This window comes from Nocardia concava NBRC 100430 (assembly GCF_000308815.1).
Lineage (GTDB): Bacteria > Actinomycetota > Actinomycetes > Mycobacteriales > Mycobacteriaceae > Nocardia > Nocardia concava.
Genome location: NZ_BAFX01000012.1, coordinates 12,803 through 36,212, shown reverse-complemented (window position 1 = coordinate 36,212; position 23,410 = coordinate 12,803). Strand labels below are relative to the sequence as shown.

Annotated in this window: 24 protein-coding genes; 14 read left to right on the top strand and 10 right to left on the bottom strand. The window is 68.8% G+C overall.

The genetic code is table 11. The features are described 5' to 3' along the window. Positions 1-332: DUF3027 domain-containing protein (locus ON43_RS03815; RefSeq protein ID WP_040803596.1), on the bottom strand; the 332-nt coding region annotated here is incomplete at its 3' end. A 17-nt stretch (positions 333-349) separates the two neighbouring features. Between ON43_RS03815 and ON43_RS03810 the strand changes: the two genes are divergently transcribed. From ON43_RS03810 to ON43_RS03800, 3 genes are all read left to right on the top strand, one after another. Beyond that, positions 350-1,144, top strand: coding sequence for a glutaminyl-peptide cyclotransferase (locus ON43_RS03810; RefSeq protein WP_051177855.1), 795 nt, complete (start codon positions 350-352; stop codon positions 1,142-1,144). Positions 1,145-1,297: 153 nt separating this feature from the next. After that, entirely contained in the window at positions 1,298-3,415 is a 2,118-nt protein-coding gene (locus ON43_RS03805; RefSeq protein ID WP_083913141.1) for an MFS transporter, read from the top strand. A 16-nt stretch (positions 3,416-3,431) separates the two neighbouring features. Continuing rightward, on the top strand, positions 3,432-3,995 hold the full coding sequence (locus ON43_RS03800) for a DUF2771 family protein (RefSeq protein WP_040803590.1): 564 nt from the start codon (positions 3,432-3,434) through the stop codon (positions 3,993-3,995). Between the two features lie 93 nt (positions 3,996-4,088). Here the strand turns inward: ON43_RS03800 and ON43_RS03795 are convergent, their stop codons facing one another. Beyond that, on the bottom strand, positions 4,089-4,541 hold the full coding sequence (locus ON43_RS03795) for a cold-shock protein (protein ID WP_040803576.1): 453 nt from the start codon (positions 4,539-4,541) through the stop codon (positions 4,089-4,091). Between the two features lie 184 nt (positions 4,542-4,725). Here ON43_RS03795 and ON43_RS03790 point away from each other — a divergent pair, with 184 nt between their 5' ends. The 4 genes from ON43_RS03790 to ON43_RS03775 all read left to right on the top strand — a co-directional run bounded on the left by ON43_RS03790 (position 4,726) and on the right by ON43_RS03775 (position 8,944). Then, positions 4,726-4,956, top strand: a complete 231-nt coding sequence (locus ON43_RS03790; RefSeq protein ID WP_040803574.1) for a hypothetical protein — start codon at positions 4,726-4,728, stop codon at positions 4,954-4,956. 407 nt (positions 4,957-5,363) lie between these two features. Then, positions 5,364-5,993, top strand: a complete 630-nt coding sequence (locus ON43_RS03785; protein ID WP_040803572.1) for a transglycosylase family protein — start codon at positions 5,364-5,366, stop codon at positions 5,991-5,993. Positions 5,994-6,198: 205 nt separating this feature from the next. After that, the gene (locus ON43_RS03780) at positions 6,199-6,387 is read left to right on the top strand and encodes a hypothetical protein (RefSeq protein WP_040803588.1); all 189 of its coding nucleotides are present in this window, start codon (positions 6,199-6,201) and stop codon (positions 6,385-6,387) included. Between the two features lie 283 nt (positions 6,388-6,670). Further along, positions 6,671-8,944, top strand: coding sequence for a helicase-associated domain-containing protein (locus ON43_RS03775; RefSeq protein ID WP_040803586.1), 2,274 nt, complete (start codon positions 6,671-6,673; stop codon positions 8,942-8,944). 45 nt (positions 8,945-8,989) lie between these two features. Here ON43_RS03775 and ON43_RS03770 read toward each other — a convergent pair whose 3' ends face one another. Together ON43_RS03770 and ON43_RS03765 are read right to left on the bottom strand one after the other, a co-directional pair. Beyond that, entirely contained in the window at positions 8,990-9,520 is a 531-nt protein-coding gene (locus ON43_RS03770; protein ID WP_040803570.1) for an LppU/SCO3897 family protein, read from the bottom strand. 268 nt (positions 9,521-9,788) lie between these two features. Next, positions 9,789-11,267 carry an endoglycoceramidase I gene (locus tag ON43_RS03765; RefSeq protein ID WP_083913139.1) on the bottom strand — a complete coding sequence of 493 codons (1,479 nt, stop codon included), beginning with the start codon at positions 11,265-11,267 and terminating at the stop codon, positions 9,789-9,791. 235 nt (positions 11,268-11,502) lie between these two features. On the opposite strand from ON43_RS03765, the gene ON43_RS03760 reads away from it, so the two are divergent. The 4 genes from ON43_RS03760 to ON43_RS03745 are packed head-to-tail and all read left to right on the top strand — an operon-like array spanning position 11,503 to position 15,974. After that, on the top strand, positions 11,503-13,161 hold the full coding sequence (locus ON43_RS03760; protein WP_040803568.1) for a DNA repair helicase XPB: 1,659 nt from the start codon (positions 11,503-11,505) through the stop codon (positions 13,159-13,161). Between the two features lie 37 nt (positions 13,162-13,198). Then, a complete protein-coding gene (locus tag ON43_RS03755; protein ID WP_174416442.1) occupies positions 13,199-13,867 on the top strand; it encodes a DUF3239 domain-containing protein in 669 nt (222 codons plus the stop codon). Positions 13,868-13,911: 44 nt separating this feature from the next. Then, the gene (locus ON43_RS03750) at positions 13,912-14,550 is read left to right on the top strand and encodes a LysE family translocator (RefSeq protein WP_040803566.1); all 639 of its coding nucleotides are present in this window, start codon (positions 13,912-13,914) and stop codon (positions 14,548-14,550) included. A 20-nt stretch (positions 14,551-14,570) separates the two neighbouring features. Beyond that, entirely contained in the window at positions 14,571-15,974 is a 1,404-nt protein-coding gene (locus tag ON43_RS03745; RefSeq protein ID WP_040803565.1) for a M1 family metallopeptidase, read from the top strand. Positions 15,975-16,019: 45 nt separating this feature from the next. Here ON43_RS03745 and ON43_RS03740 read toward each other — a convergent pair whose 3' ends face one another. The 3 genes from ON43_RS03740 to ON43_RS03730 all read right to left on the bottom strand — a co-directional run bounded on the left by ON43_RS03740 (position 16,020) and on the right by ON43_RS03730 (position 18,866). Continuing rightward, complete coding sequence (locus ON43_RS03740) at positions 16,020-16,664, bottom strand: LysE family translocator (RefSeq protein WP_040803563.1); 645 nt, start codon at positions 16,662-16,664, stop codon at positions 16,020-16,022. 78 nt (positions 16,665-16,742) lie between these two features. Then, on the bottom strand, positions 16,743-17,930 hold the full coding sequence (locus tag ON43_RS03735; protein ID WP_040803561.1) for a pyridoxal phosphate-dependent aminotransferase: 1,188 nt from the start codon (positions 17,928-17,930) through the stop codon (positions 16,743-16,745). Positions 17,931-17,939: 9 nt separating this feature from the next. Beyond that, the gene (locus tag ON43_RS03730) at positions 17,940-18,866 is read right to left on the bottom strand and encodes a sigma-70 family RNA polymerase sigma factor (RefSeq protein WP_040803559.1); all 927 of its coding nucleotides are present in this window, start codon (positions 18,864-18,866) and stop codon (positions 17,940-17,942) included. Positions 18,867-18,981: 115 nt separating this feature from the next. Here ON43_RS03730 and ON43_RS03725 point away from each other — a divergent pair, with 115 nt between their 5' ends. Beyond that, on the top strand, positions 18,982-19,563 hold the full coding sequence (locus ON43_RS03725; RefSeq protein WP_040803557.1) for a GNAT family N-acetyltransferase: 582 nt from the start codon (positions 18,982-18,984) through the stop codon (positions 19,561-19,563). 235 nt (positions 19,564-19,798) lie between these two features. On the opposite strand, the gene ON43_RS03720 is transcribed toward ON43_RS03725, so the two are convergent. The 3 genes from ON43_RS03720 to ON43_RS03710 all read right to left on the bottom strand — a co-directional run bounded on the left by ON43_RS03720 (position 19,799) and on the right by ON43_RS03710 (position 22,402). Then, on the bottom strand, positions 19,799-20,890 hold the full coding sequence (locus ON43_RS03720) for a 3-deoxy-7-phosphoheptulonate synthase (RefSeq protein WP_040803555.1): 1,092 nt from the start codon (positions 20,888-20,890) through the stop codon (positions 19,799-19,801). A gap of 250 nt (positions 20,891-21,140) precedes the next feature. Next, entirely contained in the window at positions 21,141-21,503 is a 363-nt protein-coding gene (locus ON43_RS03715; protein ID WP_040803553.1) for a PH domain-containing protein, read from the bottom strand. Positions 21,504-21,520: 17 nt separating this feature from the next. Continuing rightward, positions 21,521-22,402 carry an oxidoreductase gene (locus ON43_RS03710; RefSeq protein WP_040803551.1) on the bottom strand — a complete coding sequence of 294 codons (882 nt, stop codon included), beginning with the start codon at positions 22,400-22,402 and terminating at the stop codon, positions 21,521-21,523. 157 nt (positions 22,403-22,559) lie between these two features. On the opposite strand from ON43_RS03710, the gene ON43_RS44600 reads away from it, so the two are divergent. Both ON43_RS44600 and ON43_RS03705 read left to right on the top strand, forming a co-directional pair. Further along, positions 22,560-22,724, top strand: coding sequence for a DUF5993 family protein (locus ON43_RS44600; protein ID WP_157513888.1), 165 nt, complete (start codon positions 22,560-22,562; stop codon positions 22,722-22,724). Further along, positions 22,718-23,389: a disulfide bond formation protein B gene (locus tag ON43_RS03705; RefSeq protein ID WP_051177853.1), complete on the top strand. Its 672-nt coding sequence runs from the start codon at positions 22,718-22,720 to the stop codon at positions 23,387-23,389. The genes ON43_RS44600 and ON43_RS03705 overlap by 7 nt, the downstream gene beginning before the upstream one ends. The last annotated feature ends 21 nt before the right edge of the window (positions 23,390-23,410 follow it).

The following is a 23,410-nucleotide window of genomic DNA, read 5'->3' as shown; positions in this document are numbered from 1 at the left end:
CGGCGGGCGAGATCGCCCGGGCGAATGCGCTGATCCCACGGAATGAAGTCGGGCGCCACCAGCGCGTCCGGGCCGGGCAGCAGCGCCGACTCGCTCACCGTGGCCACCGTGGCCTCCGGCGGGGCCGCCACCACGACCGCCCACTGCCAGCCGCCGTACCCGGGCAGGGTCGCCTCGAAGTGATGGGTGGCCGAGGATTCGTCCTCGCCGGTCACGCCCAGATGCGCGCCCACCCCGACCGGCTCGAGATCCAAGAGCGCACGGCGGGCCAGCTCCACCGCCTCCGCCAGGATCGGCCGCACACCGGACTCCGAAACTCCAACCGCGCTCACGCCCTACATTTTGCCGTATGGAGCGCAAACGCCGTGCACCGGTAGCGGCCGCCACGATCATGCTGTCCACGACCCTGGCCCTGGCCGCGACCGCGACCGCCTGCACCAGCGGCGACAACACGCCGAAGCTGCGCGCGGAAGTCGTCGCGACACGGCCGCACGACCCGGGCGCGTTCACCGAGGGATTGGAGGCCGACGGGTCGGTTCTCTACGAGAGCACCGGACTGTCCGGACACTCCTATGTGAGAGCGACCGACCTCGCCGCCGGAACCGAACTCGCGCGCGCCGACCTGCCCGAGCCGCTGTTCGGCGAGGGCATCACCCGCGCGGGCGACCTGCTCTGGCAGCTGACCTACAAGGAAGGCATCGCCATTGCCCGAGACCCGGCCACGCTCACCGAAATCCGGCGGGCCCACTACGACGGCGAGGGCTGGGGCCTGTGCACCCGCGACAATCGCGTGGTCATGAGCAACGGCAGCTCGACCCTCACCTTCCGGGATCCGCAGACCTTCGCGATCACCGGCACCGTCGCGCTCACCAGTAAGAAGGACACGAAACTCAACGAACTCGACTGCGCCCCGGACGGTTCCGTCTACGCCAACGCCTGGCCGACCGACACCATCCTGCGCATCGACCCCGACACCGGCGAGGTCCTGGCCCGCATCGACGCCTCGGGCCTGCTGCCCCGCGGAGCCCGCACGCCCAATACCGATGTCCTCAACGGCATCGCGAGTCTCCCCGGCACCGACCATTTCCTTCTGACCGGAAAAAAGTGGCCGACGTCCTACGAAGTCCGCTTCCTGCCCGCGTGACCACCACCGTCGGAGGGTCTCCGCCCGAAGTTGTGGCGGCCCACACCGGCCGTAGTGCAGCCGCCGATCCCCGGCACTGCAAGAATTGGGTGCGTGACTCCTCCCCGTGACCCCGGTGCCGATCCAGGTCGCTGGGGCGACGAGGACTCACCCATGATCGAGAGGCATCCGGGGTACGACCGTTATCCGCCCGCCAACCGCGCGGGCCGCCGACCCGTCCCCCCGCCCGACGAGCCCGAAGTGCCGGAATTCCTCACCCGTCGCACGCCCACGCCACCCCCGGGCAACGGCCCCGGAGCGCGCCGCGAACCCCCGCACGGATCCGGCGGCGAACCCTGGAGCGGCCCGGGCGGCGAGCCTCCGCACGAGCCCGAGGCCCGCACCTCACGCTGGGCGCGCCGCCGCCACAAGGCCGACACGCCCGACGCGGCAAAGGACAATCCGCCGACACGGCCCTACGAAACCCGGCCGCCCGAGCGCACCGCGCGGGAAACCTGGGAGCCGCACGACTTCGGCACCGCCCGACCGGTGCGCTTCGACCCGGAGGCCGGTCACACCGGGAGCGCGAAGCACCCGCACCGCCACGAACCCCGCGGCCGGGACGCGGAGCGGACCCGCCCGTACGAATCGGGCTCGTATGAACCGGAATCGGGCCGCCCATACGACGCGAAGGCCGATCGCTCGCATCGGCACGGCACCGAATCCGGGCCGCCCGCACGACGGGACGAGGGCTATGCGGCCCGCCCCGACAACGCGCGGCACCCGCACGAGCCGACCCGCCCGGAGCCGACGGTGCCGCAACCCGCTGCGCAGCAGCCGGATTCGCACGACACCGGCGGCGTGCACAAGCCGCCGCGCAAGCTGACCGTCACCCGGGTCGCGGCGCGGCGGAGTATCGAACTGACGCAGAGCGGGTTCGCGACCTTCCAGCGCGCGGCCAAGGCCGACGGCGCGGAGGAGTCGGGTCTCACGGCGCTCATCTACGCCACCATGGCCAACTTCGCCACCGACGCGGCGATCGCGGTGGCACTGGCCAACACCCTGTTCTTCGCCAGCGCGACCGCGGAATCCAAAACCAAGGTGGCGCTGTACCTCTTGATCACCATCGCGCCGTTCGCGGTGATCGCCCCGGTCATCGGCCCGATGCTGGACCGACTACAACGCGGTCGGCGAGTGGCGCTGGCGGGCTCGTTCGGGCTGCGCGTGTTCATCGCCATGCTGCTCATCTTCAATATCGACAACTGGGCGCTGTATCCCCTGGCGCTGTGCATGCTGATCCTCAGCAAGTCGTTCTCGGTACTGAAATCGGCGGTCACCCCGCGCGTGCTGCCACCCGGAATCGACCTGGTGCGCACCAACTCCCGGCTCACCGTGTTCGGCCTGGTCGGCGGCACGCTGGGCGCGGGCGGCGTGGCCGCGCTGATCGCCAAGCTGAGCGGCTCCACCGGCGCGCTGCTGTTCGCGGCGGGTCTGGCGGCGGCGGGCGCGTTCCTGAGCCTGCGCATCCCGTCGTGGGTGGAGGTCACCGAGGGCGAGGTCCCGGCGACCCTGGGCTATCACGGCGACGACGCCCGCACCGAGGTGCTGGATCCGAGCCACGCCGACGAGGTGCAGCCGAGCAAACGCCGTCAGCCCCTGGGCCGTTCGGTGGTGACGGGGCTGTGGGGCAACAGCACGGTGCGCCTGCTCACCGGCTTCCTGTTCTTCTATCCCGCCTTCGTCGCCAAGGCCACCGAGCATCGGCCGGTGCAGCAGCTGGCCATGCTGGGCGTGGTCGGCGCGGCTGCGGCCATCGGCAATTTCGCCGGCAATGCCTCGGGCGCGCGCATGAAACTCGGCCGCCCACAACTGATCGTGCTGAGTTGCTCCATCGCCTGTGTGGCCGCCGCGGTGGTGGCGGCGGTCATGGGCAATCTGCTGGGCGCGGCGGTCGCGACGCTGATCGCGGCGGGCGCGAGCGCCCTGGCCAAGGTCTCCCTCGACGCCTCCATCCAAGACGACCTGCCCATCGAGTCCATCGCCTCCGGTTTCGGCCGCTCCGAGACCGTGCTGCAGCTGGCGTGGGTGTTCGGCGGCGCGCTGGGCGTGCTGCTGCCGACCAAGTGGTGGATCGGCTTCACCGTGATCGCCTCGGTGATGGCGCTGGGCCTGATCCAAACCGTGGTCAGCTACCGTGGACACTCGCTACTGCCCGGTTTGGGCGGTAACCGACCTCAGCACGCCAAGCAGGAAGTCCCCGGTGCGCACGGCGCGGGGGAACCCACCTCATGACGGACAGGACATCCCGGTGAGCCAACCCAAGACCCGCACGATCCTCGCCCTGGTAGGCGCGGCACTGCTGGTTTTCGTCGCGGCGGTGGCCGCCGTGGTCACGATCGCCGTACGGAACGCCGACAAGCCGGATCCCGAGATCACCGCGTACGCCCACGGAAAGTCGGTGTCGGTGAATCCGTTCCTGTACTGCGACCTGAAGGTGTCGAAAGAGCAGCTGGCCGTTGGCAAGTGCGATGCCAGCAAGTCGGTGTCGGAGCTGGACGTGCCGCCGGGCTCGTCGCTGCAGCTGTCGCTGCCCAAGGAGATCGCCGACGCGCCGTGGGAGATCCTGATCGGCTACCGGGTCGCCGGCCCGCACGGTGATCAGGCCCAGCCGGTGCTGCTGACCTCGCGCGACTATCCGGACAAGCCGCTGGCCATCACCATCAAGACCCCGGCCAGCGATCGGGTCCACCTGGCCATCATGGAACTGCACCTGCCGATTCCGGCCCGCGACGAGGCCGGCAACGAGGGCATCGTCTCGCGCGGCATCTGGTCGATCCAGACCCCGGCGTTCGATCCGGCGCTCTTCAGCTGAGCTCGCCCCTTACCAAAAACGCTGCCCCGGTGATCATGTCACCGGGGCAGCGTTCTTTGCGTCCGTAAGGCCCTGCGGCCCAGCCGCTCCGACCTAGTGGTCCAGCTCGCGGGCGACGCCGCGCACCACTTCGGCGATGCGCTGGGAGGTCTTGCGGTCCGGGTACTTGCCGCGGCGCAGATCCGGCTGAACCTTGGTCTCCAGCAACGTGATCATGTCCTCGATGAGGCCGTGCAGCTCGTCGGGAGTCTTGCGGGTGATGGGGCCCTCGTTGCGGCCGCCGCGGCGGTCCCCGCGCTCGCCCCGGCCGCCGCGCTCACCGCGCTCCTCGCGCAGCGAGGGCGGGGTCTCCAGCAGCTTCAGCGAAAGCGCCTGCGGCCCACGGCGACCCGCGGCCATCCCGAATTCGACACGCTGGCCGGGCTTGAGCGCCTCGACTCCATCGGGCAGCGCCGACGATCGAACGTAGACGTCCTCACCCTCATCCTGGGAAAGGAAGCCGAAGCCCTTTTCGACGTCGTACCACTTCACCTTGCCGGTCGGCACTGCGCTCACCCGTTCGTCATTCGAGCCCGAGCCAGTGCCGGGCACATTCCTGGCCGCGGGCACGGATGCCCCCGACCTTTCCGTTTGCGAAAAGAACGCGCCCCACACAGCTATGCAGGACGCGAATGTCCCTGAGTCTACCCCGGTGTGAATAGCGCGAGCACATCAGTTTTACGGTCTGAAGGTGTCCGACACCTCTTCCAAGCAGGGGCCTCGCGGTTCGTCGAGCCCGCTGCTCCTGATCGCCATGGGCCTGTTCGCGATTGGATTGCTGGCCGTTTTCGCAATCTTCGGCATCGGCCTGCTGTCCGACTCGAAGCCGGGACTGTGGCTCTACCTCCTGGCCATGTGCGCGCCGCTGGGGTTCCTGCTCGCGCTCGTCTACGCGCTGTGGTCGGGTCGCCGCAAGCGCTGACGGCGCGACACGTGGATTGCCCACTTCGTTACCCGAGCATGCGTGTGATCTTCGTCACATAACGAGAAGGTCACAGAGCGGTGACAGACCCCTATCGACCGGGACTCGCCGTGACCACCTGCGAAGAAGCCAAGCGGAACCCTTTGCGCCGGTTAGTGACCCGGACAGACACGGCGGTTACCAAAAGGAGACTTTTGGCGGCGGTCGTCGTAATGTTCTCCACCAGCCGGGTCAGCCCGGCGCCACCGGCCCGCCGCACCGAACTTCGCCCCGCGGGTACGGACCCCCAACTGGAATCAGGGGCGAAGACGAGGAACAGCGCACGATATGTGCGCCGGGCCGGACGACCTCTCAGTTCGACCCCGGTAGTCGGCCTCGCAGGCGCGTACGAGAGGAAAGACCCGAAAATGAGTGGACGCCATCGCAAGCCGACCAACACCGGCCGCACCGTCGCCAAGGTTGCCCTGACCGGCATCGCCCTCGGCGGCGCGGGAGTGGCCATGGCAGGTAACGCCAGCGCGGCACCCGACTCCGACTGGGATCGCCTCGCGCAGTGCGAAGCCGGCGGCAACTGGGGCATCAACACCGGCAACGGTTTCCAGGGCGGACTGCAGTTCTCGCCCAGCACCTGGACCGCCCACGGCGGCGGCGAATACGCCCCCACCGCCAACCAGGCCACCCGTGAGCAGCAGATCGCGGTCGCCGAGAAGGTCCTCGCCACCCAGGGCTGGGGCGCCTGGCCCGCCTGCTCCTCGAGCCTCGGCCTGAGCAGCGCCGCCACCCCCCGCACCGCACCCGCCCCCGCGCAGAGCACCCCGCAGTGGAACCCGGCCCAGCCCGGCCCCGGCGCCGCCGTCAACGGCAGCCAGGAAGTCTTCCAGGCCGTGGACCGCGCCATCGCAGTCGCCCAGTCGCAGGGCGTCAACATCCCCCAGCCCGCCCTGGACTTCCTCAACGCCACCAAGGCCAGCGGCACCCAGCTGGATCCCAGCATCGTGAACTTCTTCGAGGCGAACAAGGGCCTGCTGCCCCAGTAGCAACCACGTTCCCTCCACATGAAGGCCCCGCATCAAAGACGATGCGGGGCCTTCGTGTTTCTCACCCCACCCCATTGGGTTTCAGGGGCGTCAGCCCCTGAGAGTCACGAGAGTTGTTTCGAGTTGCTGGCGGAACGCCGTGGCGGGGGCAAACTTCCGGGTGCCGGAGGCGGCGGTCTTGTACCCCGCATGCCAGAATGAGCGCGTGGTGAACAAATCGAACAAGCCCTATGTCGACAATGGCTGGCCCGAGATGGCCAACGGCGATCACGCGGTCACGGAACTCTCCTCGACCCGCTCCGGCGGTCTGTCCCCGTACGGCGAGGACACGGAGTTCCCGCTGCCGGTCGATCAGCTGCCCTACGTGCACCCGCACACCATCGTCAACCGCTGATTCGACGCACGACCGACAACCATGCGGTTAACGGCGCTCGTTCCCGAGCGGCCGCCGCGCATACGACTCCAGGCTCTACATCTCCGCCTGGTCTCCGCGGCGGCCGCTGAACCGCGCCCGCGCACGGTGTCACCATGCCCGCGTCACGCCCGATGGATCGGGTGAAGTGACCGAAACACCCTCCCCCGCCGAGATCGGCAATGGGGCTTCCACTGCTGCCCCGGCCGACGCGGAGACGACGGCCCCCGCCAAGAAGTCCAAGTCGGCCGCCGCGCGCGCCGATCTGACTCTGGCCGAATGGCTTTCCAAGCGCGCCGACGCGGATCTCGTCACGCTGCTCGAGCTGCGCCCCGATCTGGCCGTCCCCCTACCCGCCTCGATGGCGGTGCTGGCCGCGCGCACCGAACAGCGCGCCTCGGTGCTGCGCGCCGGCGACGAACTCGACACCCTCGACCTCGCGATCATCGAAACCCTTGTCGTACAAGGCGCCGGCGACGGCCGCCACGGGCAGCCGCTGCCCGCCAAGACCCTGCGCAAACTGCTCTCGGATCGGGTTCCGGCGGCGACGGTCAACGCGGCGCTGCAGAAGCTGCGCGCCCGCGCCCTGGTCTGGGGCCCGGACACCGCGCTGCGCGTGACGCCCTCCGCTCAGGAGGCGCTGCCGTGGCCGCTGGGCAGCACCACCGAACTCCCCGACGCGCTGACCGAACCCGAGATCGCCGCGGCCCTGGCCGAATCCACGCCGCAGGAACGCGCCCTGCTCGAGAAGCTGGCCGCCACCGGCCCGCGCGGCCGCACCCGCGACGCCGCGCCCGGCACCGCGAGCGACCGCCCGGTGCAGCGGCTGCTCGCCCGCCGCCTGCTGAACTGGATCGACGAGGAGACCGTCGAGCTGCCGGTCGCGGTCGGCCAGGTGCTGCGCCAGGAGCCGGTCACCGATCCGCACGCGCTCACGCCCCCGCATCCGGATGCCACCAAGCACGCGCCCGCCGATATCAACGCCGTGGCCGCGGGCGAGGTGGGAGAGCTGCTGCGGCACTGCGCCTCGATCCTCGACGTGCTGGGCCAGGCGCCCGCGCCGGTGCTGCGCTCCGGCGGCCTCGGCGTGCGCGAGCTGCGCCGGGTCGCCAAGCAGACCGGTATCGACGAGAACCGGGTGGGCCTGCTGGCCGAAATCCTCGCCGCGGCACGGCTCATCGACAAGGGCACCCCGGAACCCGCGCCGGCCGGGGACGGCACCGAGGACTACTGGACGCCCACCACCACCTCCGACGCCTGGCTGGCCGTGGTGCCGCCGCGCCGCTGGGTGGTGCTGGCCCAGGCCTGGCTGGAACTGGACCGGTTCCCGTGGATGATCGGCCTGCGCGACGCCAATGACAAACCGCTGGCGGCACTTTCGGCGGAGCTGCGCAATGTCCACGCCCTGCGCGACCGCCGCGCCATTCTGGAGCTGCTGGCCGAATTCCCGCCCGGCACCGAGGTTTCCGCCGCCGACCTGGGTCGCATCCTGGCCTGGCGGCAGCCGCGCCGACGGCGGCACTACCGGCTCGATGCCGTGGAAAGCACACTGGCGGAAGCGGAATCGCTGGGACTGGTGGCGCGCGGGGCGGTCTCCTCGGCGGGCCGGGCGCTGCTGCACGGCAGTCCCGAGGACGCCGAATCCGAGATGGCGATCGCCCTGCCCGCGCCCGTGGACCACGTACTGGTGCAGGCCGATCTCACGGTCATCGCGCCCGGACCGCTGGTCCCGGAGCTGCAGGACCGGATCTCCATGGTCGCCGATGTCGAATCCGCCGGTGCCGCAACCGTTTACCGGCTCAGCGACACCTCGGTGCGGCGCGCCCTGGACGCCGGCGCGACGGCCGCGGAACTGCACAACCTGTTCACCACGCATTCCCGCACGCCCGTCCCGCAGTCGCTGACCTATCTCATCGACGATGTGGCCCGCCGCCACGGCCGCCTGCGCGCGGGCATGGCGCAGAGCTTCGTGCGCAGCGAGGATCCGACGCTGCTGGCCGAGGTACTGGCCGCACCCGTCGCGGGGGAACTCGCGCTGCGTGCGGTCGCCCCCACCGTCGCGATTTCCCAAGCGCCCCTTGGAGAAGTACTCGAACGCCTGCGCGCCGCGGGCTTCAGTCCGGCGGGCGAGGATTCCTCGGGCGCCATCGTCGACCTGCGCCAGCGCGGCGCGCGCCTGCCCGCCCGCCAGCAGCCGCGCCAGCAGTGGCGGCCCAATCCGCCGAGCACCGAACAGCTGCAATCGCTGGTGGCCGAGCTGCGCGCGGGCGAGCGCGCCGCCAATGCCCGTCCCGGCCAAGCCGTTCGCTCCGACGGCTCCCGCACCAGCACCGCCGCCACCCTGAACCTGCTCCAGCTGGCCGCCCGCACCCGCCGCCCGGTCCACATCGGCTACGTGGACGCGCAGGGCGTGGCCACGCAGCGAGTGGTGGAGCCGCTCAAGGTCGGTGGCGGTCAGCTCGATGCCCTCGACCCGGTCACCGGCGCGGTCCGCCACTTCACGCTGCACCGCATCGCCTCGGTGGCGCTGGTCGAATAGAAGAGCCCGGTACCCGAATGTCGGGTACCGGGCCTGAGAGTCGTTCTATCCCTTGGGGTTTCCTAGGCAGAAAGTCGTCTTCGGGTCCGGGACGACCCGGAAGCCGATGGCGGTGGCGGTGTCGCACTGGAATTCGTCGGCCGTGCCGTCGATCCGCTTGAGCACCTTGAACGAGGCCTCGGGAGCGGTGCAGTCCACGAACTTGTAGCCGGTGGTCGCGCTCTCGTTGTAGCAGGCGCCCTGCTTGAAGTTCGGGCTCAGGCACAGGAACGCGGTGGTGCCGCCGTTGACGGTCTCCTCGTAGGAGGTCTGCTCCTCCTTGCATTCGGTCTTCTTGTCGTAGACCCCGGCCACGACATAAACAGCCTTCTGATCGGAGCACGCGACGGGTGCCGTCTTCGAGTTCGTCGCCGAACCCTCGATCACATTGATGCAGTCACCCACCTTGGACTTCGCGGTATCGGACTTGCTGGCGTCCTTCAGCATCGAACAGCCGGATGCGGCCAGCACGGCCACGGCCACCGCCACGAGGGCGAGTACGAGGCGCGTCAGCGTCCTCGTTCCTGCGAACTTCACTAGCGAAAACCTTTCTCACCGAACAGTTCACGGCTGTGAACGCGGTGAGAATACCCGTGCGGTGACCGGGGCCGCATCCGACGTGCGGGTTATATCAATGCGGCATGGTCATGATGCGCAGGCCGATCACCGTCATGTTGGTGAGGATGGTGGGAAGGTTGCCGAGCAGCAGCAGGCCGAAGGGGGTCACGAAATACCTCTCGATCAGAAATATCTGGTCATACGTCCAGCAGTGTCCCCCACTGTGTCGTTTCCCGCACGTCGGTCGTTACACCGGCACCTCAACGGGTTTCGTTCCCGGACGGTTGATGTGGACGATCACCGGCAACGAGGAATCCGCCTCCACCGTCACGATCCGCGCCCCCGCAGCCGAGGTGACCCGACCGCCGTCGACCCGCACCTCATACCCGTTCGGATAGTGCACATCGGACACATAGATCTCGGTGGTCCCGGCGCGCGGGGTGTACCGGTAGGCGAAGCCCCCGGTGTCGGCGTCGAAGATCATCCGCCCGGGCGTGCCCGCCGTGGCCCGCGGATAGGTGCGCACCAACTGCTTGCCGATATCGCCCAGGAACGGATCCGGCCTCGGTCCGCCCGCGCCGAAGGTCGAGGAGTAATGCCAGTACTGCCAGCTCACGAACCGGTCGTCGGCATTGACCACGGTATTGCGCAGCACGCTCGCGTCACCGTCGCCGAATTCGGTGACCAGGGTGGGCAGATGGGTGCGAGCGGTGAAGGCGTCGATATTGCCCCATGTCTTGCCCTGCTGCACCGGGCACAGGCCGCGCAGGAACGCGGGCAGTCCCATATATATGGCGAGCTGACTGGGGATGCAGTAGTCGTGCGGCGCGAACGCGATATCCGGCGCGGTGATCGGCGGATTCTTGCCCAGATTGGTGGGCATGGTCTCGTTCCAGGTGACATTCGGCTCCCAGAGCACCATGAGATCGCCATTGCGGGCGCGCACCGCATCGGTCAATTTCTGCATGGCCGCTTGATATTTCGCGTCGAACCCCGGGCACCCGTTCGGATAGCAGGACAGGAATGCCGTGCCGGGCCACGGCTCGTTCAGCAGCTCGATCCCGAACGCGCCCGGGTGGGCGCTCATCGTCGCGGCGAGCGCGCCCAGCGCCTCCCCCAGGTAATCCAGCACGCCATAGGTGTTGTTCCAGACCTCGTCCCAGCCCTGATTCATGCTGGGCATCAGGTAATACAGCGGGAACCCGACATTGGGCTCGAGCGCTCCGGGCCGCGCGTGAATCGCCCACTCCGGAAACCCGTTGCCCTGCCACACTTTCGACAACCCATCCTGGTGGTTGTCGAGCAACGTGTGAATCCCGTACCGCGCCAAGGTATCCACCACCCCGGCGACCCGATCGAGATAGGCGGTGTCGACCACGCCCTTGGTGGGCATCAGCCCGTCGAACGAGACGCCGAGCCGCACCGTATCGAATCCGTGCCGGGCCAGCAGCGCCGCGTCATCGGCCGTGAGTGTCAGCCCATCCCCCGCCTCTATATAAGGCGGCTCCTTGTCGACATTGTTGACGCCGTGCAACAGCACGACCCGGCCACTGTCATCCACGAACCGCGCGCCGTCGGCATGGATCCGTGTGATCGAGGCGGTGTCGGGCGCTGCCGTGGCAATCGCCGCGGGCGCGATCAGCGCTGCCGCGAGCACCGCGGCGACCACGCCCGCTCCCCTCCGCCCGATCTCTCGCCATCGTTTCCGAGCTGCGATTCCGCGCATCGAGCACCCCTGTTCAGTTCAATCAGGTCAATAGTCCAAATGGACATGCGTCCAAGTTTCGGGTGATCGTAGCCACAGAAACTCGGGTCTTGACCGGTTTTCGCGTAATCGGGCACCCGCCCGACCGGCCAAATCCTGCGCCCAGAGAGAAAAGGGCGCAGGTCACGTGGCCTTGTCGGTGGGTTCCTGGAGAATGGTTGAGGCCCGTTCGGGGCCGGACAAGCCAGGAGGTGTCGTGACCGACGGTCCGCTCATCGTGCAGAGTGACAAGACGCTGCTGCTGGAGGTCGATCATGAGTCGGCCGATGCGGCGCGGCAGGCCATTGCGCCGTTCGCCGAGTTGGAGCGGGCGCCCGAGCATGTGCACACCTATCGGGTGACGCCGCTGGCGTTGTGGAACGCGCGGGCGGCCGGGCACGACGCCGAGCAGGTGGTCGACGCGCTGGTCAGCTTCAGCCGGTACGCGGTGCCGCAGCCGCTGCTGGTGGACATCGTGGACACCATGGCCCGGTACGGGCGGCTGCAGCTGGTGAAGCATCCGGCGCACGGGCTGGTGCTGGTCAGCCTGGATCGCGCGGTGCTGGAGGAGATCCTGCGGCACAAGAAGATTCAGCCCATGCTGGGCGCGCGCCTGGACGACGACACCGTGATCGTGCACCCCTCCGAGCGCGGGCGCATCAAGCAGATGCTGCTCAAGGTCGGCTGGCCCGCGGAGGATCTCGCGGGCTACGTGGACGGCGAGGCGCATCAGATCGATCTGGATTACGAGTCCAGCGACTGGCATCTGCGCGATTACCAGGAGCTGGCCGCGGATTCGTTCTGGGCGGGCGGCTCCGGCGTCGTCGTATTGCCCTGTGGCGCGGGCAAGACCATGGTGGGCGCGGCGGCCATGGCCAAGGCCAAGGCGACCACGCTGATCCTGGTCACCAATACCGTGGCCGGGCGGCAGTGGCGGCGCGAGCTGCTGGCCCGCACCTCGCTGACCGAGGACGAGATCGGCGAATACTCCGGTGAGCGCAAGGAGATTCGCCCGGTCACCATCGCGACGTATCAGGTGATCACGCGAAAGACCAAGGGCGAGTACCGGCATCTGGAGCTGTTCGACTCCCGCGACTGGGGCCTGGTCATCTACGACGAGGTGCACCTGCTGCCCGCGCCGGTCTTCCGGATGACCGCGGACCTGCAGTCGCGCCGCCGCCTCGGCCTGACCGCCACCCTGGTGCGCGAGGACGGCCGCGAGGGCGACGTGTTCTCGCTGATCGGCCCGAAACGCTATGACGCGCCGTGGAAGGACATCGAGGCGCAGGGCTGGATCGCGCCGGCCGACTGCGTCGAGGTGCGGGTCACCCTCACCGATGCCGAGCGCATGGCCTACGCCACCGCCGAGCCGGAGGAGCGCTACAAGCTGTGCTCCACCGCGCGCACCAAACTGCCCGTGGTGGAATCGATTCTGGCCAAACACAAGGACGCGCCGAGCCTGGTGATCGGGGCCTACCTGGATCAGCTGGACGAGCTCGGCGAGCATCTGAACGCCCCGGTCATCCAGGGTTCCACCCGCACCAAGGAGCGCGAGGAGCTCTTCGACGCCTTCCGGCGCGGGGAGATTCCGGTGCTGGTGGTGTCGAAGGTGGCCAACTTCTCCATCGACCTACCGGAAGCCTCGGTGGCCGTGCAGGTTTCGGGCACCTTCGGATCGCGACAGGAGGAGGCGCAGCGGCTGGGCCGGCTGCTGCGGCCCAAACACGATGGCGGCCAGGCTCACTTCTATTCCGTCGTCGCACGTGACACGCTGGACGCCGAATACGCCGCGCACCGTCAGCGTTTCCTTGCGGAGCAGGGGTATGCGTATCGCATCACCGATGCCGACGACCTGCTGGGGCCGACGATAGGATAAGTGGAGGAAGAGCCTCCATAAGGCGGGAGGGACGCACGTGCGGCGCTTCGAATTCGCGGTGGACCGCGACCATGCCCGGGCGGTGAACGAGGTCGTGGCGTACCTGCGCCGACTACGGATCTGGGCGTACACCGCGGCCGCGGTGCTGGGACTGGGCACCGCGTTCCTGATCTGGGTGAACCACCCGTGGTCGTGGCTGCTGGCGGTGGCATTCCTGCTGGCCGCCGTGACCGCGCTGTTCATCGGGTACTGGATGCCGCATCGCGGCCGGGTCGACAAGCTCTACGCCGCGGGCGACCTGGTCCCCGCGGTCGTGTCGGAGACCAGCGGCGACGGGGCCACGCTGCTGGCCCTGGTCGATCTGGCCAAGCCCAGCGCCGAGGGACCGCGCTACGCCCTGGTGACCCGCACGGTCCGGTCCCTGCCCGGGCATCGGGCCCGCACCGGGGAGCGGGTGCCCGCGGTGACCGTGCGGGTGGACCGCGCGCCCGGCCCGGTCGGCGACCTGTGGCAGACGGTGTCGGCCATGCCCATCGCCTGGGGCACCCGGGACCTCAACATCATCGAGCGCGCCCGCACCGCCATCAACGAGGTGGAGTGGAAGCTGCTCACCGACAATCTGGATCTGGCCGCCAAGGTGCGGGGCGCGGACGCCAAGCGACTGCTGCTCGATCCACAGCAACTGCCGGACGAACTCCGTGGCTGAGTTAATGGGGCGACACGACTTGCCACGGAAAATAGAATGATCCGATGATTCCCGCCGCAAACGTGCTGGCGTTTCTCGTCGCATCCATTGTCATTGTCATAATCCCCGGTCCCGGCGTGCTTTTCGTGATCGGCCGGGCGCTGACCTACGGCCGTCGCGCCGCGCTGCTGTCGGTGCTGGGCCATTCGCTCGGGGTTCTGGTGATCCTCGGCCTGGTGGCCGCGGGGCTGGGCACCATTCTCGCCGCGTCGGCCGTCGCGCTGGCCGTGGTGAAGTTCGCCGGTGCGCTGTACCTGATCTACCTCGGTATTCAGGCCTTCCGGGAGCGCCGCTCGCTGCGCGAGGTCTTCGAGTCCAAGGTCGAGCCGATGAACCAACGGCGGGCCATGCGCCAGGCCGTGCTGGTCGGGCTCACCAACCCGAAGGCCATCATCTTCTTCTCCGCCGTGCTGCCGCAGTTCGTGGCGCCGGAATCGGGCGCGGTCCCGCTGCAGATGCTGGTGCTCGGCGTCGTCTTCCTGACCATCGCGGTGGTCTCCGATTCGGTGTACGCCCTGCTGGCCGGGACGGCACGGGACTGGTTCGCGCGCTCGCCGAAGCGTTTGGAGGCCGTCGGCGGCGCCGGGGGTGTCATGATCATCGGACTGGGTGCGAGCGTGGCGGTATCGGGAAGCACCAACTGAGAAAGGGGCGGTACGGGCGCATGAGACGGAACTGGCGGTACATGGTGGTGGGGGCGGTACTGCTGGCGGGCGCGAATGCGGCTCCAGCGCAGGCGGATTCGAATGATCCCTTCACGGGCGCGCCCGGCGTCGGCGATCCCTACTACCCGATGGACGGCAACGGCGGCTACGACGCGGGCCATTACGACGTCACGATCTCCTACGATCCACCCACCCATAAGCTGACCGGATCCACCCGCATCGACGCGGTGGCCACCCAGGCGCTGCGGACGTTCGATCTGGATTACAGCGGCCCGGCCATCTCCAAGGTGACGGTGAACAACCTGCCCGCCTGGTTCGATCGCACCGGCGAGCACGAGCTCGTCGTCACGCCGATGATTCCGCTGCTGCCCGGCCTGCCCTTCACCGTGCAGGTGGAGTACACGGGCGAGGTGACCGGCACCGACGGCGAGGGCTGGGTGTTCTCGCCCAGCGGCGGGGCCTTCGTCGCGGGCGAACCGCATTCGGCCAGCGCCTGGTATCCGAACAACGACACGCCTTTGGACAAGGCGACTTTCACGCTGCACGCCACCGTGCCCGCGGAGTGGGAGGTGATGTCGGGCGGCGACAAGGTGTCCGACACCGTCCAGGGCGGCAACCGCACCGTCTCCTGGGAGCTGCGCCAGCCGGTGATCGGCTACCTGACCACCATCGCCATCGACAAGTTCCAGTTCCTGGAACAGCGGCGCGCCAATGGAACCCAGCTGCTGAGCGGATTCGCGCCGGACGCGGTCAAGCTCGAGGACATCGAGTCGCGGCTGCCGGAGATCCTGGACTTCCAGGAGGAGCTCTACGGCCCGTACCCGTTCGACACCGCGGGCGGCATCTTCGTCGACACCGAACTGCAGTTCTCGCTGGAGACCCAGACGCGGCCCGTCTACGCGCCCTGGACCGATCTGAACACCGTGGTGCACGAGATCACCCACCAGTGGTGGGGCGACTCCATGTCGGTGAAGCAGTGGCCCGACGTCTGCCTGAACGAGTGCTTCGCCAGCTACACCGCCGACTATCTGTGGGCGGAACGCAAGGAGGGCAAGGACGTCGACGCGATGTACCGGGACACCATCGCGAAATACCGTGACGATCCCAGGTTCTGGGAGATCGCACTGCAAAACCCTGGCGTGGGCAATGAATTCACCTCGGTCTACTACCGCGGCCCGCTGTTCCTGCACGCCCTGCGCCGCACCATGGGCGACGAGGCCTTCTTCACCGCGGTGCGCGACTTCGTCACCGCCCACAAGTACGGCAACGCCTCGATGCCGGAGTTCCGCCAGTTCATCCAGTCCCGCACCCCGCACGACCTGTCGGGCTTCTTCACCGCCTGGCTGGACCGCACCGACCGCCCGGCCGACGAATTCCTCTACCCCGGCCCGCTGCGCTCGTAAGGAATTGCCCGCCGCGGTGATTCGCGGCGGGCACCACCATTGCGGTCAGGCCGGAAGCGGCCGCGTCCGGTCGTTCAGCACCAGCGCCGCCATGGCCCCGAGCACGGTCCCGGTGACGAACCGCTGGGCGCGCAGCCAGAGCGGCCGTCGCGCAAGGAATGTCGAGATGGCTCCCGCGCTCAGCACGATCAGCCCGTTCACGGTGACCGCGATGGCGATCTGCACCGCGCCCAGCGTCAGGCTCTGCAGCCACACCTGCCCGCGCGCGGGCGTCACGAACTGCGGGATGAGCGCCATGTACAGGATGGCGATCTTCGGATTCAGCAGGTTGGTGACCAGCCCCATGCCGAACAGCCTGCGCGGCGAATCCGCGGGCAGCTCGGTCGGCGCGAACAGCGAAACCCCGCCGGGCCGCAACGTCTTCCACGCCAGATAGACCAGATACAGCGCCCCGGTCACCTTCAGCCCGAGGTACAGCGCGGGCACCATGGCGAACACGGCGGTGATCCCCGCCGTGGCCGCGACCAGATAGACCCCGAAGCCGACCGCCACCCCGGCCAGGGATACCAGCCCGGCCCGCCGTCCCTGCGACACCGTCCGCGACACCAGGTACATCATGTTCGGCCCCGGCGTCAGCACCAGCCCCAATGCCGCCACCGCGACACCCAGCAACGCACTCGTCTCGATCACAAGCCCGATTCTTCAGGCCACAGCGATCACTGTCGCGGTCCAATTACCTTCCGGTGGACTGCCTCCCGGAGGCCAAGGTCAGCGGACCGCCTCGGCCTGATGGGCGGCGCGCAGGCGGCGCACGCCCTCGGCGATGGTCTCCTCCTTCTTGCAGAAGGTGAAGCGGACCAGGTGGTTCCAGGCAGGCTTGTCGTCGGCGAAGACGCTGACGGGGACGGCCGCGACACCGAGACGCTCGGGCAGTTCGCGGCAGAAGGCGTAGGCGTCGGTAGCGCCCAGCGGGGTGATGTCGGCGCACACGAAATAGGTGCCGTCGCTGCGCTTCACACCGAAACCGGCCTCGGCGAGAGCAGCGGAAAGCCGAAGCCGCTTCTCCGACAGGGTGTCTCGCAGCGCCGCGACCCACTGCTGCTCGTTGTTGAGGGCGTGGGCGACGGCGGGCTGGAAGGGGCCGCCGCCGACGAAGGTGAGGAACTGCTTGGCGGCCAGCACCGCGTCCAGCAGTGGCGCGGGGGCGCAGGCCCAGCCGATCTTCCAGCCGGTGACGCTGAAGGTCTTGGCGGCGCTGGAGACCACGACGGTGCGCTCGAACATGCCGGGCAGGGTGGACAGGCTGATGTGCTCGTGCCCGTCGAAGGCGAGATGCTCGTAGGCCTCGTCGGACATGACGTACAGGTCGTGCTCGATGGCCAGTTCGGCGATGGCGGTGAGGTCGGCGCGCGACAGCACGGTGCCGGTCGGGTTGTGCGGCGAATTCAGCAGCAGCAGCCGGGTTTTCGGGGTGATGGCGGCGCGCAGGCTGTCCAGGTCGAGGGCGAAGCCGTCGCCGTCGGGCACCAGCCGCGCGGTGCGGCGGTTGGCCCCGGCCAATGCGATCGCCGCGGCGTAGGAGTCGTAGTAGGGCTCGATGAGCACCACGTCCTCACCGGGTTCGACCAGTCCGAGCACGGTCGCCGCGATGGCCTCGGTGGCCCCGACCGTGACCAGCACCTGACTGTCCGGGTCGTAGTGGGTCCCGTACCGCCGGGCCCGGTCGGCCGCGATGGCCTGCCGCAGCGCGGGCACCCCGCGCCCGGGCGGGTACTGGTTGAACCCGTCGGCGATGGCCTGCCGGGCCACCTCGAGCATGCCCGCCGGGCCGTCGCTGTCCGGAAAGCCCTGGCCCAGATTGACCGCCCCGTGGCGAACGGCCAGCTCGGTCATCTCGGCGAAGATCGTCGAGGCGAACGGCTGCAGACGGGCGACGGTCGGAATACGGGACGGCATGTCCGGAGCCTAATGAATGCGGATGCCGCGTAGTTTCGCCGGGTTCACCACGTCGTAGACGCCCCACACCTTGCCGTCGCGCACGGTGAACCCGTACACCCGCTGCGGGCTGCCCGGGACACCGTCCCAGGACGCGGTCTCGTGCGCCAGGATGCCCCATTGACCGTTGACCAGCACCGGTTCGAGTTCGCGGGCCGGACCGGTGTGCGCGGAGTCGAACAGACCGAACTTGCGCCACAGCCCCATCCAGAGCCGGACGTTCCGGTCCAGGCCCGCAATGACATTGAGCGCCGTGGAGGTGGTCCCGTCGGCATCGCCGACCGTCCGCACATCCGGATGCAGTGCCGCCACAACCGCATTCACGTCGCCGCCGGACAGCGCGGCCAGCAGCCGCTGCACCGCGGCGCTGTGCTCGTCATCGGAGACAGGCTCGGGCGCGTGCGCCACCGCCTTGCGGGCCCGGCTCGCCAGCTGCCGCGCCGCATCGATGGAAATGCCGAGGATGTCGGCGATTTCGTCGAAGGGCACCGCGAAGCCGTCGTGCAGCACGAACGCCACCCGCTGCGGCGGGGTCAGGGTGTCGAGCACCACCATTGCGGCGAAACGGAATTCCTGTTTGCGCACCACCGCCGCCAGCGGATCGGGTGTGCTGGACGGCGTGATCGCCGTGACCACCGGCTCCGGGAGCCATTGCCCCACATACTTTTCCCGCCGCGCCGCCGCGCTGCGCAGCCGGTCCAGGCAGATGCGGCTGACCACGGTGGTGAGCCAGGCGCGCAGGTCCTCGATCTCGAATTGCCGGGCCACCGCGAGCCGCAGCCAGCTCTCCTGCACCGCGTCCTCGGCATCGCTGACGCTGCCGGTCAGCCGATAGGCCACCGAGAGCAAATGCGGCCGATGCGATTCGAACAAGTCGGCGAGAAGAGCGGCAACCACCGAATCGATGCTACGGCCGGGCTGTGACAACCCCACCACCGGCCTGGGACACTCGGCCACCGGCCTGGCCGGAAAGGTCGTGCGCCCGCGCCGGTTTCCGTGACAGCATGACCGCATGGACGCGGAATTCCTCTCCGACGGCGCGGTCTGGCTGTCGCCGCCCGCCGTCTCCGATATCGACGCCATCACCGCCCTGTGCCAGGAGCCCTCCATCGGCGCCTGGACCACCATGCCGGTGCCGTATCACCGCGCCGACGCCGAGAAATTCATCTACGACATCGTCGGCCCCGGCTGGGCCACCCGCAGTCCCACCTGGGCGGTGCGTACCGCCGAGCACGGCCGGGTCGTCGGCATGATCGGCCTGAGCCCGCTCTACCCCCGCCGTGACGACGACACCGCCGAGATCGGCTTCTGGCTCTCCCCCGCCGCCCGCGGCCGGGGCCTCATGTCCCGGGCCGCCGGGCTGGTCTCGGCCATCGGCCTGGACCCGGCCGCCATGGCCTTCGAGCGCCTGGAGTGGCGCGCCTTCGTCGGCAACCATCCCTCGGCCGCCGTGGCCCGCCGCACCGGCTTCCACTACGAGGGCCTGATCCGCGGCGGCGGTGTGCAGCGCGGCACCCGCCGCGACATCTGGGTCGCGGGCCGCCTCCGCACCGATCCCGCGACACCCAGCCCCCACTGGCCCGCGGGCGTCTGAGTCGCCCCTGTCATTCCGGCATGTTCTTGGCCGGAATCCACCGAAACCGCTGGGCCACAGACCGTGTGGATCCCGGCCGAAAGCACGCCGGGATGACGAGAGCCGAGGCGACCCCGGAAAGAAGTTCGGCCCACACCCGCCGGACTGGGTGTGGGCCGAACTCAGTGTGCACGCCTAACTCGTTCCGTGCGAGGCGAACTCGCTACGAGCGGGTGCGGGTATGGGGCCGGTGGGATCAGCCGCGGCCTTCGCGGCGACGGGTGACGGCGTCGGCGAGCCGGTCGAGCTGGGCGGCCGTGACATCCCAATCGATGCAGGCGTCGGTGATGGACTGGCCATAGGTCAGCTCCTCCGGATGCCCCAGGGTGAGGTCCTGGCGCCCCGCCACGATGAACGACTCCATCATCAGACCGACGACGGTGTCCTCGCCGCCCGCGATGCGCTCGGCGATATCGGTGACGACATCGACCTGGCGGTTGTGGTCCTTGTTGGAGTTGCCGTGCGAGGCGTCCACCACGAGCCGCTGCGCCAGCGACGACTTCTCCAGGCGCAGCAGCGCTTCCGCGCAGGAGGCGGCGTCGTAGTTGGTGCCGTTGCTGCCGCCGCGCAGGATGACGTGGCAGTCCGGGTTGCCCGCGGTGCGGATGAGCGCGGAACGCCCGTCCAGGTCGGTGCCGGGGAACACGTGCGAGGCCGCCGCGGCGCGCACGCCGTCGACCGCGACCTGCACATCGCCGTCGGTGCCGTTCTTGATGCCGACCGGCATGGACAGCGCCGAGGACAGCTGCCGGTGCACCTGGCTGGCGGCCGTGCGCGCGCCGATCGCGCCGTAGGCGACCAGGTCGGCGATGTACTGCGGGGTGATCGGGTCGAGGAATTCGCACGCCACCGGCAGGCCCAGCGCGGTGATGTCGACCAGCAGGCGGCGGCCCAGATCCAGCCCGGTGTTGATGTCGAAGCTGCCGTCCAGATGCGGGTCGTTGATCAGACCCTTCCAGCCCAGCGTGGTGCGCGGCTTCTCGAAGTACACGCGCATCACCACGTGCAGCCGGTCGGAGACCTCGGCGGCCTTGACGGCCAGGCGGCGCGCGTAGTCCATGGCGGCCTCGGGATCGTGCACCGAACACGGGCCGACGATCACCATGAGGCGGTCGTCGGTGCCGTTGAGCACGTCGACGGTGGCCTTGCGGCCCGCGCGCACGGTGTCGGCGAGGGTGTCGTCGATCGGGTGGGCGGCACGGACCTCGCGGGGGGAGCTCAGCGGGCTCACGCTCAGCGTGCGCTGATCGTCGAGATCGGAGTGCCGGTCGAGATCGGCGGTAGTCATCGTGGGTTTCCTTGTCCCAGGCCGACCCACCGAGAGTTGTTCGAAACCCCTTGGAGCCGGTCTGAATTCGTCCGGCTCGGGGTGGAGGATGTCAGCGCAGGGTCACGCCGCGCGACCCACCCGGGGCCGGCTGGCTAAACCAGAAATACACACGCTGCATGACCGGCACTGTACCAGAGATCGCGAATCGTGCGTGTGGCGTAGGACACCATAGGTTGGAAACGCGTCCCACGATTTGGGATGCCGCCGGTCAGTGCAGGATGTAGTGCAGGATCACGTCGTGCACGTGGCGGGTCTTGTCGTCGCCGCGGAACTCCACCTCGTAGGTGTTGTGCCCGGTGCTGATGGCGATGTGCCCGGAGGAGAAGAACTGTCCAGCGAACGACTTGTTGGTCAGGATGCTCACGCTCGAGATCCGCGAGTACGGGATGCTCGTGATGGCGATCTTCTTCCCGACGAACGAGTTGTCCTGAATGATGACCCGTCGGTCGGTGAGCCCAAGGAAGCCGGTGCCCACCCCGATGGCGTCGTACACGGCGAGGATCTGCTCGCCGGGCAGCAGACCCTGCTGGATCTTGTCGAGTTGATCACGCCGGTCGAATGGAACGCTCATGTCACCCGGCTCCCCCGCTATTTCCGCACGAACGGATAGTTGATCTTGGTCAGCTGTTCGGACAGCTCCCAGAGCCGCCGCGCGGTCACCTCGTCCTTGGAGGCGGCCGTGGACGGGCTCGGCCCCGGATAGCCGCGCATGCCGCGCAGCCCCGTCGGCCCGTAGAAGCCGCCCGGCTCGACCTCCGCGGTCGCGGCGAACAGCGTTGGCAGCGCACCCATTTCGGCGCTCTGCGCGAAGATCTTGTTGCCGATCGACATCAGCGCGTCGTACAGCGACTCGGTGTGCCCTTGCAACTCCGTGGCGGCGTATCCGGGATGCGCGGCCACGGATACCTTGCTCGATCCGGCGGCGGTCAGGCGGCGCTGGAGTTCCCGCGCGAACATGAGATTGGCCAGCTTGGACTGCCCGTAGGCGGCCCAGCGCTGATACGAGCGCCGCTCCCAGTTCAGATCCTCGAGGTCGATGCGGCCGATGGCGTGCATGCCGCTCGACAGCGTCACCACCCGGTCGCGAATCTTGTCCAGCAGCAGCCCGGTCAGCGCGAAATGACCGAGATGGTTTGTGCCGATCTGCATTTCGAAGCCGTCGGCGGTGCGCCGCAGCGGCACCGCCATCACACCCGCGTTGTTGATCAGCACATCGGCCCCGTCGACCGAGTCGGCGAATTCGCGGATCGAGGCCAGATCGGCCAGATCCAGCCGCCGCACGATCGCATTGGGCCCTATCTCGTCGGCCACGGAGCGGGCCTTGAGTTCATTGCGGCACGCCATGATCACCTTGGCCCCGGCGCCCGCGAGCGCCCGCGCGGTGACCGCGCCCAGCCCGCTGTTGGCGCCGGTCACGATGACGGTGCGACCCGCTTGATCGGGGATGTCGGAGATGTCCCAACCGCTCACGGGGTCGAGTCTAGGGGCGCGGGGGCGCGCCCGTCCGGTGTCGGCGGGAACCGGCCGCGGACCGGAAATTCGCCGAGGGCTCCCGAGGCGGCCGCGCGCGGCGTGTCCGTCTCGGCTTCAAGGGCTTTGACCTGCGCAGAAGGTAGCGTCCGCGACCATGGACACACTGATACTCGCGGGTTTGCTGGGCGTGGTGTTCCTGATCTGGAAACAGGGGCCGCGCAAGCGCATCCTGGCGGCCTGGTGGATCGTCGCCCTGGTGTGCGCCGGGCTGTTGAAGTACCACATCACGAGCAGCCTCGGTTTGGGGCTGACATGGTGACCTCCACCGAACCCGAGACCACCGGAACCGGAAGCGGCGGTGGCTTCCTCGGCCAGATCCAGTACTGGCTGGCGGTCATCTTCATCGTCGGCTGGACCGGCGTGGTGTGCGGCGGGCTCGGCGTGCAGTTCGGCACCTGGGACTATCCGTGCCCGCTGTGCATGCTGCAGCGCTACTTCATGATGCTGGCCGCGCTCGGCGGCGCCTACATCGTGCGCAAGGCCATGACCGGCCACATCGTGCGACGCGACTACATGGTCGGCTGGGGGCTGGCCATCGTGGCCTGCTTCGGCGGCGGTTTCACCGGCTGGCGGCAGACCATGCTGCACATCCTGCCCGGCGACAAGGGGTACGGCGGCGCGGTGTTGGGCCTGCACCTGTACGTGTGGGCGTACATCCTGTTCATCGCCGCCATCACGACAATCGGTGTGGTGCTGGCGTTTTCGCACGAGACGGCCTCGGAGACGATTCCGACCGGCGGACCGCACCGCGCCCTCGGCACGCTGGCGATCGGATTCCTGGCGCTGGTGATCGTGATCAACCTGGTGGCGACATTCTTCCTGGAGGGCTTCCACCTGGTGCTGCCCGACGATCCGTCCTGCTACAAGTTGCTGCACGATCTGGGCATCCTCGACGGCGGTTGCGTCCTGCCCGCCTCGCATTGAGCTACCCCTCGCCGATCCCCG

Coding starts and splice junctions, on each gene's coding strand:
- ON43_RS03765 (WP_083913139.1), bottom strand. CDS start 11,267: ATGCGCGGAATCGCAGCTCGGAAACGATGGCGAGAGATCGGGCGGAGG.
- ON43_RS03735 (WP_040803561.1), bottom strand. CDS start 17,930: ATGCCGTCCCGTATTCCGACCGTCGCCCGTCTGCAGCCGTTCGCCTCG.
- ON43_RS44600 (WP_157513888.1), top strand. CDS start 22,560: ATGGACACACTGATACTCGCGGGTTTGCTGGGCGTGGTGTTCCTGATC.
- ON43_RS03720 (WP_040803555.1), bottom strand. CDS start 20,890: ATGACTACCGCCGATCTCGACCGGCACTCCGATCTCGACGATCAGCGC.
- ON43_RS03745 (WP_040803565.1), top strand. CDS start 14,571: ATGAGACGGAACTGGCGGTACATGGTGGTGGGGGCGGTACTGCTGGCG.
- ON43_RS03715 (WP_040803553.1), bottom strand. CDS start 21,503: ATGAGCGTTCCATTCGACCGGCGTGATCAACTCGACAAGATCCAGCAG.
- ON43_RS03805 (WP_083913141.1), top strand. CDS start 1,298: ATGATCGAGAGGCATCCGGGGTACGACCGTTATCCGCCCGCCAACCGC.
- ON43_RS03725 (WP_040803557.1), top strand. CDS start 18,982: ATGGACGCGGAATTCCTCTCCGACGGCGCGGTCTGGCTGTCGCCGCCC.
- ON43_RS03785 (WP_040803572.1), top strand. CDS start 5,364: ATGAGTGGACGCCATCGCAAGCCGACCAACACCGGCCGCACCGTCGCC.
- ON43_RS03750 (WP_040803566.1), top strand. CDS start 13,912: ATGATTCCCGCCGCAAACGTGCTGGCGTTTCTCGTCGCATCCATTGTC.
- ON43_RS03810 (WP_051177855.1), top strand. CDS start 350: ATGGAGCGCAAACGCCGTGCACCGGTAGCGGCCGCCACGATCATGCTG.
- ON43_RS03705 (WP_051177853.1), top strand. CDS start 22,718: ATGGTGACCTCCACCGAACCCGAGACCACCGGAACCGGAAGCGGCGGT.